At 69.5% G+C, this 12,940-nt stretch carries 12 protein-coding genes; 7 read left to right on the top strand and 5 right to left on the bottom strand.

From position 1 onward, the window contains the following. Positions 1-12 precede the first annotated feature (12 nt). Entirely contained in the window at positions 13-1,587 is a 1,575-nt protein-coding gene (locus HUW53_RS12850) for a class I adenylate-forming enzyme family protein (RefSeq protein ID WP_237346165.1), read from the top strand. A 20-nt stretch (positions 1,588-1,607) separates the two neighbouring features. Here the strand turns inward: HUW53_RS12850 and HUW53_RS12845 are convergent, their stop codons facing one another. From HUW53_RS12845 to HUW53_RS12835, 3 genes are read right to left on the bottom strand one after another with little or no spacing between them, the layout of a single operon-like run. Beyond that, positions 1,608-2,696 carry a CaiB/BaiF CoA transferase family protein gene (locus HUW53_RS12845; protein ID WP_237346164.1) on the bottom strand — a complete coding sequence of 363 codons (1,089 nt, stop codon included), beginning with the start codon at positions 2,694-2,696 and terminating at the stop codon, positions 1,608-1,610. Positions 2,697-2,710: 14 nt separating this feature from the next. Next, positions 2,711-3,937 carry a CaiB/BaiF CoA transferase family protein gene (locus HUW53_RS12840; RefSeq protein WP_237346163.1) on the bottom strand — a complete coding sequence of 409 codons (1,227 nt, stop codon included), beginning with the start codon at positions 3,935-3,937 and terminating at the stop codon, positions 2,711-2,713. 60 nt (positions 3,938-3,997) lie between these two features. Then, positions 3,998-5,164, bottom strand: a complete 1,167-nt coding sequence (locus tag HUW53_RS12835; protein ID WP_237346162.1) for a mandelate racemase/muconate lactonizing enzyme family protein — start codon at positions 5,162-5,164, stop codon at positions 3,998-4,000. 234 nt (positions 5,165-5,398) lie between these two features. Here HUW53_RS12835 and HUW53_RS12830 point away from each other — a divergent pair, with 234 nt between their 5' ends. Next, complete coding sequence (locus HUW53_RS12830) at positions 5,399-6,412, top strand: LysR family transcriptional regulator (protein WP_237346161.1); 1,014 nt, start codon at positions 5,399-5,401, stop codon at positions 6,410-6,412. Between the two features lie 15 nt (positions 6,413-6,427). Here the strand turns inward: HUW53_RS12830 and HUW53_RS12825 are convergent, their stop codons facing one another. Next, positions 6,428-7,378: a LysR family transcriptional regulator gene (locus tag HUW53_RS12825; RefSeq protein ID WP_237346160.1), complete on the bottom strand. Its 951-nt coding sequence runs from the start codon at positions 7,376-7,378 to the stop codon at positions 6,428-6,430. A 307-nt stretch (positions 7,379-7,685) separates the two neighbouring features. Between HUW53_RS12825 and HUW53_RS12820 the strand changes: the two genes are divergently transcribed. From HUW53_RS12820 to HUW53_RS12800, 5 genes are all read left to right on the top strand, one after another. Then, positions 7,686-8,279 (top strand): MarR family winged helix-turn-helix transcriptional regulator, encoded by a 594-nt coding sequence (locus HUW53_RS12820; protein ID WP_307499618.1) that lies wholly within the window; start codon positions 7,686-7,688, stop codon positions 8,277-8,279. Positions 8,280-8,418: 139 nt separating this feature from the next. After that, positions 8,419-9,471 (top strand): cupin domain-containing protein, encoded by a 1,053-nt coding sequence (locus HUW53_RS12815; RefSeq protein ID WP_237346159.1) that lies wholly within the window; start codon positions 8,419-8,421, stop codon positions 9,469-9,471. Beyond that, positions 9,468-10,196 carry a fumarylacetoacetate hydrolase family protein gene (locus HUW53_RS12810; RefSeq protein ID WP_237346158.1) on the top strand — a complete coding sequence of 243 codons (729 nt, stop codon included), beginning with the start codon at positions 9,468-9,470 and terminating at the stop codon, positions 10,194-10,196. The genes HUW53_RS12815 and HUW53_RS12810 overlap by 4 nt, the downstream gene beginning before the upstream one ends. A 32-nt stretch (positions 10,197-10,228) precedes the next feature. After that, a complete protein-coding gene (maiA, locus tag HUW53_RS12805; protein WP_237346227.1) occupies positions 10,229-10,873 on the top strand; it encodes a maleylacetoacetate isomerase in 645 nt (214 codons plus the stop codon). Positions 10,874-10,917: 44 nt separating this feature from the next. Further along, complete coding sequence (locus HUW53_RS12800) at positions 10,918-12,171, top strand: 3-hydroxybenzoate 6-monooxygenase (RefSeq protein WP_237346157.1); 1,254 nt, start codon at positions 10,918-10,920, stop codon at positions 12,169-12,171. A gap of 200 nt (positions 12,172-12,371) precedes the next feature. Here HUW53_RS12800 and HUW53_RS12795 read toward each other — a convergent pair whose 3' ends face one another. Next, the gene (locus HUW53_RS12795) at positions 12,372-12,908 is read right to left on the bottom strand and encodes a copper chaperone PCu(A)C (RefSeq protein WP_237346156.1); all 537 of its coding nucleotides are present in this window, start codon (positions 12,906-12,908) and stop codon (positions 12,372-12,374) included. Between the last annotated feature and the right edge of the window lie 32 nt (positions 12,909-12,940).

The raw sequence follows: 12,940 nt of genomic DNA, 5'->3' as shown, positions 1-12,940 counted from the left end.
GGGAGAACGCCCATGTACACGATTGGTGATATCTCGCGGATGAACGCCTGCCGGTGCCCGGAGAAGGTCGCCATCCGCCTGGCCGACCATGCTCTGACCTACCGCGACCTCGACACCCTCTCCAATCGACTGGCGAACCGCCTCCGCGGGCAGGGCGTGACCCACGGCGATCGGGTCGCGCTGCTCGCGTTCAATTGCCCCGAGTTCGCGCTGGTGGCGCAGGCCGTGGCGAAGCTCGGCGCCATCCTGGTGCCTGTCAACGTGCGCCTCGCCGCGCGGGAAATGCGCGACCTCATCGCCCATTGCACCCCCAGGCTGCTGTTCGCGGAAGGGCCCTTCATCAGCGAAGCACGCATCGCCTGCGCCGGCCTCGCCGCCCCGCCGGCCCTGGTGAGCCTGCGCGCCAGCGCGCCCACCGGCCTTCCGGATCTCCGCGAGCTGACCCAGGACGGGCCCGATGCGTTCGACGCTCCGCCCGTGGACCCGAAGAGCTGCGCCGCCATCATGTACACCTCCGGCACCACCGGCCGCGCCAAGGGGGTGATGATCTCCCACGAGAAATACCTGCGCATCTTCACCGCCTTCGGGATCGAAATGGAGGTGCGGGAGCCGGACGTGGTGCAACTGGCGGTGCCGCTGTTCCACAATGGCGGCTTCGCCTCGGTGCTGGGCCCGGCGCTGATGGTGGGGGCCAGCGTGGTGTGCCATCGCGGGGCGTTCGACCCGCGCGCGGTGCTGGAGGACATCGCCCGCCATCGCATCACCCTCACCCATTGGGTGCCCACCATGCTGTCCATCCTGCTGCCGGTGGTGGAGAGCGGCGGGCTCGACCTGTCCTCGCTGCGGGTGGTGCATTATGGAGCCATGCCCATCGCCGCCGAGCTACTGGCGCGGGCGCGCCGGGCGCTGCCCCACGTCTCCTTCTTCCAGGGCTATGGCACCACCGATGCCGGGCTCATCGCCTGCCTGCGCCCCGAACATGCCGGCGACCATCCGCGCGCCACCGGCCGCCCGGTGTTCAACACCCTGAGCCGGATCGTGGACGACGCCGGCCGCGACGTGGCCGAGGGCGAGGCCGGCGAGGTGATCGTCCATGCCGACACCAGCGGCATGATGGGCTATTGGGCCGACCCGGCGGCCACCCGCGCCGCCATCCGCGACGGCTGGATCCACACCGGGGACATCGCCCGGCGCGACCAGGACGGTTTCTTCACTTTGGTGGAGCGCATGAACTTCCTCATCATCTCCGGCGGCGAGAACATCTTCCCGCGTGAGGTGGAAGACCTGCTCATCGCCCATCCCGGCATTGCCGAGGTGGCCGTGTTCGGCGTGAAGGACGAGACGTTCGGCGAGGTGGTGTGCGCCGCGCTGGTGCCGGCGAGCACGGTGCCGCCCACCCTGGAGGAGCTGCGCGCCTGGTGCGACGGGCGACTCGCCCGCTACAAGCTTCCGCGCCACATGCTGATGCTGCCGGCGCTGCCGCGCACCGCCTTGGGCAAGATCGCCAAGGGTGAGCTGATGGAACTGTTCCGCCGCCAGCACGCCGGCATCACCCCGGACCACGCCGCCCCCCGCGCGGACGCCTGAGCGGGGGGCGGCGCCTCGGCTCAGCCCGCCCCCCAGCGGCCGAGCAGATCGGCGGGATCGGCGATGGCCGGTGCCCGCGTCGGCCGCGAGAAGCGCGGCGCGGCCGCCGGGCGCACCACCCCGTCCACCACCTCGAACAGCCCCCGCGCCACGGCGTGGGGATCAGCCGGCGCCTCGGCCATGTCGAGCACTGGCGACACACAGGAATCGGTGCCGGCGAGCAGCCGCACCCAGTCATCGCGGTCGCGCGCCTTGAAGGCGGCCGCGAGCACCGCGCGCACCCGCGCCCAGTCCTTGCGACGGGTGGCCATGTCCGCCCATTCCCGATCGAGGCCAAGCCCCTCCAGCAACGCCAGGCGGAACTTCATCTCCGCCGCCGCCACCGCCAGCCAGCGCCCGTCGCCGGCCTGATAGACCCCGTAGAAGGGGAAGCCGCCGTCGGCCTCGTTGCTGCCGCGCTCCAGGCGCCACAGGCCGGCCTGGTTCAATCCATAGAGGAAGGTCATGAGATGGGCGGCGCCGTCCACCATGGCCGCATCCACCACCTGCCCTTCGCCACTGGAGCGGGCGGCGAGCAGCGCGGACACCACGCCGAAGCACAGATAAAGGCCACCGGCGAAGTCGCCCACCAGGTTCAGAGGCGGCACCGGCGGCCCATCCCGCGGGCCGATGGCGGCAAGCGCGCCGGTGATGGCGATATAATTGATGTCATGCCCCGCCTCCTGGGCATAGGGACCGTCCTGCCCCCAGCCGGTGACGCGGCCGTAAACGAGCCGGGGCGCGTGCGCGCGCACCGCCTCCGGCCCCAGGCCCAGGCGCTCCATCACGCCGGGGCGGTAGCCCTCGATCAGCGCATCCGCCCTGGCGAGGATCGCGAAGATCCGCGCTTTGCCAGCCGCGCTTTTCATGTCGAGGGCAAGCCGGGTCTTGCCAGTGTTGAGCAGATCGAACCGCTCCGGGATGGGCAGGTAATTGGCGTGCCCGTCGCGCTCGATGCGCAGCACCTCGGCGCCCATCTGCGCCAGCAGCATGCCCGCGAACGGGCACGGGCCGATGCCGGCGAACTCCACCACCCGCACGCCGGCGAGGGGACCTTTGCCTTCGCTCATCTGTCCGCCCCCTGTCAGCCGATGGCCGCGACCTGACGCAGCTGTTCCACCTCGGCGGCGGAAAAGCCGAACTCCGCCATCACCTCCTGGGTGTGCTCGCCCAGGAGGGGCGCCCGCACATGGACGCCGCCGGGGGTGCGGCTGAGCTTCGGCGGCACGCCGGGCACGGTGATGCGCCGCTCAATGCCCGGCTGCTCCACCGTGGGCAGCATGTCGCGGACGGTGAAATGGGGATCGGCGAAGATGTCGGCCGCCGTGTAAACCGGGCCGAACGGGATCTTGCCGCCCAGGATCTGGGTCAGCTCCGCCTTGGTGCGGGTGGCGGTGAAGTCCTCGATCACCTTGTAGACCGCGTCGGCATGGTCCACCCGCGCCCGCTCGGTGGCAAAGCGCGGATCGTCGATGAGATCCCGGCGATCGATGGCCTCGCAGAAGGTGGCCCACATGCGCCCCGGCGGCACCGCCAGCACCACCCAGCCGTCCTTGGCGCGCACCGCGCCCATGGGGGCGATCTCGGGGTTGCGGTTGCCCACCGGCCCCGGCACCTTGCCGAGATAGGAGAAGATGTTGGTGACCGGCTCGCAGAAGGCGAGCACGGAATCCACCATGCCCACATCCACATACTGGCCCTTGCCGGACGCGCGCGCCTCCCACAGCGCCACCATGGTGGCGAAGGCCGCGAACAGGCCGGGAATGGCGTCGCCGGGCCCCGCGCCCACCTTCATGGGGCTGTCCACGTCGGGACCGGTGAGGCCCATCAGGCCGCCCATGGCCTGGGAGACGATGTCCACCGCCGGCCAGTCCGCATAGGGGCTGCGGCCGCCGCGCGGATCACCGAAACCGCGAATGGAGGTGTAGACGAGGCGCGGATTGCGCTCCGCCAGCACCTCATAGCCGACGCCCAGCCGCTCCATGACGCCGACGCGGAAATTCTCCACCACCGCGTCGGCGCTTTCCACCATCTTGAGCAGCACCTCGCGGCCCTCGGGGCGCTTCAGATCCAGGACCATGCCGCGCTTGTTGCGGTTGCAGCACTGATACATGCCGCCATAGGCCTTGAGGTCGTCTTCCGCCGCGAACGGGCCGACGCGGCGCGCCATGTCGCCGCCAGGCGGCTCGATCTTGATGACGTCGGCTCCGTGGTCGGCCAGCATCTGGCTGCAGAAGGGGCCGGCCAGCGCCTGGCTGATATCGAGAATGCGCAATCCCTTCAGGCCGCCGGTGGGCGTGAACGTGCTCATGGGGTTTCCTCTTGCATCTTCTTATGGGGGCGCCGGCGCCGCGCGCGGCGCCGGTCGGGCTCAGAGCGTGATGACGCGCGGCGACTTGCCGGGGGTCGCCAGGGCCTTCAGCACCTCGTCATTGATGGTGATGCCGAGGCCCGGCCCATCGTTGGGATAAAGGTAGCCGCCCTCGAAACGCGGCACGTTGAGGGCCAGATCGTCCTTAATGGCGGCGCTGTTCAGCACGTCGTGGATGTGCAGCGGGCCGGCATTTTCCTGCGGGAAGCGGGAGATCCAATCGTCGGCCACCAGCAGATGGGCGGCCGGGCTCGCCTCCAGGCCCGAGCCCACCATGCAGCCGCAGATGACCGGCAGGTTGGCGAGCCGCGCCATGGTCAGCCAGCGCTTGGCCTTCAGCAGCCCGCCCGCCTTCTGGGTCTTGATCATGAGGCCGTCGGCGGCGCGCTTCTCGATGATGTTGTAGAGATCGTGCAGTTCCTGGGCGCCTTCGTCCGCATAGATGGCGGTGCCCACCTTGCCGCGCAGGCGCGCCATGCCCTCGATGTCCCAGGCCGGCAGCGGCTGCTCGATCTTGGAGAGATTGTATTTCTCCAGTGCCCGGATGGTTGCGAACGCCTGGTCATAGGTCCAGAAGCCGTTGACATCGATGAACAGGTCGACATCGTCGCCCACCGCCTCGCGCACCGCCGCCACCATGGCCACATCGTCCTTCAGCGTGCCGTGGCCGGTCTTCAGCTTCACGAAGCTGTAGCCCTCCTTCACCACCGCCAGCGCTTCCGGCACCATCACCTCCGGCTTGCCGGCGGAGAGCACGAGACCGAGCGGTACGCGATCCACCGTCTTGCCGCCAAGGAGCGTGAACACCGGCACATTCAGGATCTTGCCGGTGAGGTCGTGCAGGGCGAAATCCACCGTCGCCTTGGCCTGGTTGTTGTCGCGGGCCATGATGTCCATGCGGCCCACGATCTTCTCGATCTTGGTGGGGTCTTCCCCAAGAAGAATCTGCGGCGCGAAGAAGTCTGCGATCATCGCAGTCATGGAATCCTGGGTCTCGCCCCGATACCACGAAGACGTATCGCCAGATTCCGAGATGCCGATCAGCCCCTCGTCGGTGTGGAGCTTCAACACGATGGAGTGGATGCCCGAAATCGTCGTGCCCCGCATCACGATGGGTCGGCGCAGCGGGGTGGTGATCGGGATGATTTCGACTTTGACGATTTTCATGGGGAGGCTCGGTCCTTCGGTGCGCCCGCTCCATGAGGGAGCATGCGAGGCGGATGCGTTTCGACCCTTAAGGGATGGCACCGGAGGCTCTTGAAGCGGCCTTCGGCGTGGGGAATAGCACCATCGCCCCCACAAAAAGTCAACCGACTAGTTGATTGGAATTTTACTGTGCTAGGATGCGCTCAACACCGCTCCGGGGCCAACACGGGGCGATCCGCCGTGGGGAGGCATCGCGTGTTTCCGTCAACCTTTCGCAAGCTCCATGTGTTCGTGACCGTGGTCGAGGCCGGCAGCTTCGCGGCCGCCGCCGAGCGGCTCGGCATCTCCCATCCATCGGTCAGCAACCACATCCAAGCACTGGAGCGGCAGACCCGCAGCGCCCTGTTCCTGCGGCGCAAGGGCACCATGTCGAGCCTCACCGAGCAGGGCCGGCGACTGTATGAGCGGGGCCTCGAGCTGCTGGACAAGGCGGAGGCGCTCTCCCGGGAGCTGGCGCTCGCCACCGAGCAGGTCAAACTCACCCCGCTCGCCATCACCTGCCAGCGGGGCCTTGCCCCCGGCTGGCTGTGCGCCCCGTTCGCCGAGTTCGCGAAGAACAACCGGAACATCGATTTCAGCGTCAACACCAGCCGCTACGAAACCGTGGTGGAGGATCTCCAGGAGGGCCGCTCCGACATCGGCCTGCTGCTGGCCCATGGGGTGGTGCCCGATCTGCCGTGCGAGCCGGTGGGGGAGGAGCGCTTTTCCTTCTTCGCCGCGCCGGACCATCCCTTGGCGTCATGCGTCAGCGTCGCGCCGGCGGAGCTGCGCCGCCACCCCTTCATCACCAGCCGCCGTGCCGGCCGCTTCGGCCAGATGGTGCACGCCATGCTCACGGATGCCGGGGTCGAGGACTATGCGGTGGCCTACCAGGTGCAGGAGGGCCTGATGGTGCAGGAGCTGGCCATCCGCGGGCTCGGCATCTTCTGCGGCCCCGACCAATTGGCCGAGGGCGCGGTGACGGCCGGAACGCTGGTGCGCCTGCCGGTGGAGGGGCCGCGCCTCGCCATGACGGTGCACTGCGCCCTGTCGCCCAAGCGCAAGCCGATCCGCGCCGCCCTCGCCTTCGCGCAATATGTGAGGAGCCACCATGCCAAGGCCGGACTTGAAGCCGAAGCGAGGCTTGACGCCAAAGCCAGGTTTGAAGCCGAAGTCCTGTGCGCCGCGCCGCCGCCGGAGCGCCTCGGCCTGCGCGTGGTGAACCAATGACCCGGCCGCGCGCCCTCAGGCGCCGGTGACGACGCGCAGCTCGCCCCGCCAGAAGCCACGCTCGCGCAGCACGTGGATTTGCTGCAAGATCATGCGCCGCACCTCGGTGAGGGCCCGCGTCTGCGCCTGCAGCTTGCGCTCCACCAGCGCCAGCTCCCAGCCGAGGCGCGGGGCCAGGGGAATGATCTCCAGCGTGCCGGCATTCACCTCCTCATAGACGCCGGCATAACTGAACACGGTGTAGCCGAGGCCCGCCTCCACCATGCCCTTGATGGCGCGCATGCCGTCAATTTCGTTGACCACGTCGAGGGCGAACCGCCGCTCGGCGGCGAGGCGTTCCAGAAGGCTGCGCAGGCTGTGGGCATGGCTGGGCAGGATCAGCGGCAGCGTGCCCAGCGCGCGCACCGGAACATGGCCATTGCGCAAGGGTAGCTCCGGCAACGCGCCGCGCGCGCGGGGGGCGACCAGATAAAGCGGCTCGTTCAGGAGCGGCACGATCTCCAGCTCCGCATTCGGCTCCGGATTGTAGAGCACCGCAAGGTCGATGCCCCCTTCCGCGACCCAGCCGTGGATGAAGCCGCTGAAGCCCTCGCGCACCATGAGCTTGATCTGCGGGAAATGCCGCCGCAGCTCCAGCACCAGCCGCGGCACCAGCACCTGCGCCGTGGTGGGCGTGAGGGCGATGGAAACCTCGCCGCGCGGCTCCGCCGCATGGGCGAGCAGGTCGGAGCGGATGGATTTCAGCTCCGCCATCAATCCCGCGGCCCGCTCCAGCAAGGCGGTGCCGTGCTCGGTGAGCTGCACGCCGCGCCCATGGCGCGAGAACAGTTGCACGCCGAGCTGATGCTCCAGCCGCGTCACGCGCCGGCTGAGCGCCGATTGCGCCACCCGCATCCGGCTCGCCGCGCGCGAAAAGCCCTGTTGCTGCGCCACATGAACGAATGCGTCGAGATCCTCGAACTTCATCGGCCTTCCCATGATGTGCTGTCGGCGATGCCGCACCGGTCCGCCGCAGCCGCGCGCGCCTGCTCCGCGCGGCCCGAAGGCGACCGCCCCGGCCTGTCGATTTCAAGAAGAAGACCGGCCGCGGAAGACGAAAATGAATGTCATGATCCCAGAGTGCGCGCAAATTGTCGCCCACCGCAAGATCATTTCGACACTGCACCGCAACAGCGCGAACCTGTGCCCGAACCCCGAAGCGGTGGGGCGAAAGGCCGGGTGGACCGGGTGGGGCGCTTCTGGGACAGTGCCCCGTCACCACCGGAAGCCCGCCGTGCCCAAAACGCCCAAAACGCCAAAGACGCAGAAGACCCGCGCCGCCGCCCCGGGCCGCGCCCCCGCGCCGGCAACCGATCGCGGCGGCCTGGAGCTGGAAGGGTTGCCGGGGCACCTCGTCCGTCGCCTGCATCAGGTGGCGGTGGCGCTGTTCGCGGAAGAAATCGACCGCGTCGGCGCTGATCTCACTCCGGTTCAATATGCCGCCTTGGCCACGGTGGAAGCCCACGCGGGCATCGATCAGGCTTCGCTCGCGGGCGTCATCGGCTATGACCGCACCACCATCGGCGGCGTGGTGGAGCGGCTTGAGGCCAAGGGCCTCATTCACCGCATCACCTCCCCCAGCGACCGGCGGGTGCGGCAGCTCTCCATCACCGCCGAGGGCGTGGCGCTGCTGCGCAGCCTCGTCGCGCCGGTGCGGCAGGTGCAGGACCGGCTGATGGCACCGCTCGCCGCCGCCGAGCAGGCGACGCTGGTCCGCCTCATGACAAAATTGGTGCATGCCACCAATGAATTAAGCCGCACGCCCACCCGTCCGGCCCCGCCCCTGAGCGCGGCGCCCACGCAACCGGCCACGCCCCGTCGGCTCTGAACGCGCCCCGGCCCCGTGCTCCGGCAACCATGGACGCGCCAGCATCCGCACCGACCGCAAACGTCGCTTGCGGGATATTAGACAGTATGCTTATCATCAGTATTATAACTAATAACCCAACGATGATCGGGAGGAAGGGATGGGCATGGCCCTCGGCACCCTGGATGAGCTGCCGCTCGCCTATCGCGCCGCCTTGGCGCGCAACAGCCTCGCGCCGCTATGGCCGATGATGCGCGATGTACTGCCCCACGGCGGGCCGCGTCCGGTGACGCTGCCGCATCTGTGGCGCTTTTCCGAGCTGCGGCCACTGCTGCTGGAGGCCGGCGCCCTCACGCCGGTGGAAAAGGCCGAGCGCCGGGTCCTGGTGCTCACCGATCCCGGCCGTGGCGCGGGCGCCATGCAGGCCGCCCCGGTCATCTATGCCGGCATGCAATTGCTGCTGCCCGGCGAGACCGCGCCGGCCCATCGCCACACCCCGAGCGCCGCCCGCATCATCGTCGAGGGCGAAGGTGCCTATACGGTCGTGGACGGCGAGAAATGCCCCATGCATCGCGGCGACCTGGTGCTTACCCCCGGCGGCGCCTGGCACGACCATGGCCATGCCGGCACCGAGCCGGTGATCTGGCTGGATGCCCTCGATCTGCCGCTGTTCGTCTATCTCGAAGGTTCCTATGCGGAGGAAGCGCCCTTACAGGCCCCGCGCAACCGGCCGGATGCGTGCGAGGCCGAATATCTCGCCTCCGGCCTCGTGCCCAGCCGGCGGCACGGCCGCGCCCCGGCCGCGCGCTATCCCATGCTGCGCTATCCCTGGGCCCGCACCGAGGCGGCGCTGCGGCGCCTTGCCGACCTTGGCCCATCGGGCGAGGCCACCGAGCTCGACTATGTGAACCCCGAGACCGGCGAAAGCTGCCTGCCCACCCTGGGCTTCACCGCCATGATGCTGCGCCCCGGCGAGACGGTGGCGCCGGCCCGCCGCTCCACCAGCGCCGTGTTCCATGTGGTGGGCGGACGCGGCACCGCGGTGGTGAACGGCGAGCGCTTCGCCTTCGGCCCGGCGGACACCTTCTCCGCGCCGGTCTTCGCCGACATCACCCACGCGGCGGCAGGCGCGGAGCCCGCGTTCCTGATCCGCATCCATGATCGGCCGCTACAGGAGCGGCTTGGCTATTACGAGGAGCGCCCCCGGTCATGAACACCCCCACGCCCGCGATGCAGGCCCCGCCTTTGCTGTTTCCGGCCCCGGCCCTGCCGCTGGTTCCCGTCACCGGCAGCACCGCGCTCTATCCGGTCCACCGCATCTTCTGCGTCGGCCGCAATTATGCGGAACACGCCCGGGAGATGGGCCACGCCGTGGATCGCGAAGCGCCATTCTATTTCACCAAGCCGGCCACCGCCATCGCGCCCTCGGACGCGGTGATCGCCTATCCGCCGGGCACCGCCAATTACCATTACGAAATGGAGCTGGTGGTGGCGCTGGGCGCGCCGGCGTTCCGCGTGCCGGAAGCCGACGCGCTCAACGCCGTGTTCGGCTATGCCTGCGGGCTCGACATGACGCGCCGCGACCTGCAGCTCGATGCCCGCGCCAAGGGGCGGCCCTGGGATCTGGGCAAGGCGTTCGAGCAATCGGCGGTCATCGCCCCGATCACCCCGGCCGCCGCGTTCGGCGCCGTGGGTCCGCAGCGCATCGCCCTCACCGTGGATGGCACGGCGCGCCAGGAGGCGCATCTTTCCGACCTTGTGTGGAGCGTCGCCGAGCTGGTCTCGCATCTGTCGAAATACTATCACCTTGCGCCGGGAGACCTGATCTATACCGGAACGCCCGCCGGCGTCGGCGCGGTGCTGCCGGGCGCCCGGCTGGAAGGCACCATCGACGGCCTTCAGCCGGTACGGCTCGCCATCGGGCCCGCCGAAGCATGAGCCTCGCCCCGCGCCCCCAGGCCGAGCCCGCGCTGCGCTTCTTCGGCTATTTCCGCTCGTCGGCGTCCTACCGCTGCCGTATCGCCTTCAATCTCAAGGGGGTGGCGCCGGCGCTCGTGCCGGTGCACCTGCGGCGCGGCGGCGGCGAACACCTCCGCCCCGACTACGTCGCGGTGAATCCACAACGCCTGGTGCCGGCGCTGGAGGTGGACGGCACCGCCCTCACCCAGTCGCTCGCCATCATCGAATGGCTGGAGGAGACCCACCCCGCCCCGCCGCTGCTGCCGCGGGATCCGCTGGCGCGCGCCCAGGTGCGCGCCTTCGCCCTCGCCATCGCCGCCGAGATCCATCCGCTCAACAACCTGCGGGTGCTCGCCTATCTCAAGGGGCCGCTCGGCCACGATCAAGCGACCGTGGATCAATGGTACCGCCATTGGGTCGGCGAGGGCCTCCTCGCCTGCGAAGCACTGCTGGCGCGCAACGGCCAGGGCCGCTTCTGCTTCGGTGACGCCCCCGGCCTCGCCGACATCTGCCTGGTGCCGCAGATGCACAATGCCCGGCGGTTCGGCTGCGATCTCTCGGCCGTGCCCCGGCTGGCCGCCATCGACGCCGCGCTGGCCGCGCTCCCCGCCTTCGCGGCGGCCCATCCGGACGCGCAGCCCGACGCCGAACCCTGAAGGCCGGACCTTTCCAAAATCAAAATGAAATCGGAGGACACGCCATGAGCGGTCACAACACGCCCCCCCGCATGCTCATTTCCGGCGGCGGCATCGGCGGCCTCGCCGCGGCCCTCGGCCTTGCCCGCAAGGGGGTCGCCAGCCTGGTCCTGGAGAAGGCGCCGGTGCTCGGCGAAATCGGCGCCGGCATCCAGCTCGGCCCCAACGCCTTTCACTCCTTCGATGCCCTCGGCGTCGGCGATGCCGCGCGGGCGGTGGCGGTCTATATCGACCGGCTGCGGCTGATGGATGCGCTCACCGCCGAGGAAATCACCCACATCATGCTCGACGAGCCGTTTCGCCGGCGCTTCGGCAACCCCTATGGGGTGATCCATCGGGGCGATCTCTACGGCGTGCTGCTGCGCGCCTGCCAGGCCAGTCCCCTGATCGAGCTGCGCACCAGCAGCGAGGTGCTGGGCTATGACCAGGACGAGAGCGGGGTAAGCGCCCGCCTTGCCGCGGGCCCCGAGCGGGGCCTCGCCCTCATCGGCGCCGACGGACTGCGCTCCAGTGTACGCCAACAACTGGTGGGCGACGGCACGCCGCGGGTGTCGGGCCACACCACCTACCGCTCCGTGATCCCCACCGCGCAGATGCCGGAGGATCTGCGCTGGAACGCCGCCACCCTGTGGGCGGGACCGAAGTGTCACATCGTGCATTACCCGCTGTCGGGCTGGAAGGTCTTCAACCTGGTCGTCACCTGCCACAACGACGCGCCGGAGCCGGTGGCCGGCAAGCCGGTGACGGCTGACGAGGTAATGCAGAGCTTCACCCATGTGCACCCGCGGGCGCAGAAGATCATCCGCCACGGCGCCGACTGGAAGCTCTGGGTCTTGTGCGACCGCGACCCGATTGAACGCTGGACCGAGGGCCGCGTGGCGCTGCTGGGCGACGCCGCCCATCCCCAATTGCAATATTTCGCCCAGGGCGCCTGCATGGCCATGGAGGACGCCGTGGCCCTCGCCCATTGCGTGGACAGCCACCCCGGCGATCTGGAGACGGCGCTGAAAGCCTATCAGCACCTGCGGGTGCTGCGCACCGCGCGCATTCAGCTCCAATCGCGGGCCATCGGCGAGCACATCTACCACCCCGCTGGCGCCCATGCGGCCCTGCGCAACACCATCATGCGCTCCTACACCGGCGAGGATTGGTATGACGCGGTGGAGTGGCTCTATGGCGGCAACGGCCTCAGCGGCGGGGCCGGAGCGGTCGGCGGGAAGATGCACCCGCCCGCGCAACCGGAGCGGCGCGCCGGCTGACGCCGCCGCCGTCCTCGTCCCTTGTGCCGCCCCCGCTTCGGGGCCATCCCCGCCGGGACCGGCCCCAAACCGGCGAGCCCCGGCCCGCGCCGCACGAACGCGGGCCGGAGGTTGTTTTCAGCACTGTCGCGCAAAGCCGCTCCAGCGTGCGCCGTGCGCCGTGCGCCGCGCGCCGGCGGAGGCGCCCCAGCGGTCCCGCGTCAGTGGCCCGAGTGATCGTGCCCCGAGGAGGCGGCGCCCACCGGCTCCACCTTGAACTTGACGGGCACGGTGCCCGCCTTCTCGAAGGTCAGGGTGCCGTCCAGCAGCTCGCCGGCCTTCAGGGGCTGCTTCAGCTCCATGAACATGATGTGGTAGGAGCCGGGCTTCAGCGTCACCGTCCCGCCGGCGGGGATGGCAAGTCCGTCCGGCAGGGGGCGCATGGTCATCACGCCGTTGGCCATGGCCATTTCGTGGATCTCCACATGGCCCGCGAAAGGCGCCGTGGCCGACACCAGGCGATCGGGGGTGGTGCCGGTGTTCTTCAGCACCACATAGCCGGCACCGACCGCGGCCCCATCGGGCGTCGCGCGCGCCCAGGGATGATCGATCTCGAGGCTGCCGGCCTTGTACTCATGCGCCATCAGCACCGGAGCCGCCATCGGCACGACCGCGAACGAGAGCGCCGACGCGATGAAAAGCCCCTTGAGGGAGAAGCCCTTATGGGCGGAAGGGAACATCTGGAACGGTTGGGACATGATGGATCTCCTGGCGCGCCCGCTGGCGGGTC

Origin of the sequence: Xanthobacter agilis, assembly GCF_021730435.1 — a bacterium.
In the GTDB taxonomy this organism is placed as follows: Bacteria; Pseudomonadota; Alphaproteobacteria; order Rhizobiales; family Xanthobacteraceae; genus Xanthobacter; species Xanthobacter agilis.
This window is presented reverse-complemented; position numbering and strand designations above follow the sequence as displayed.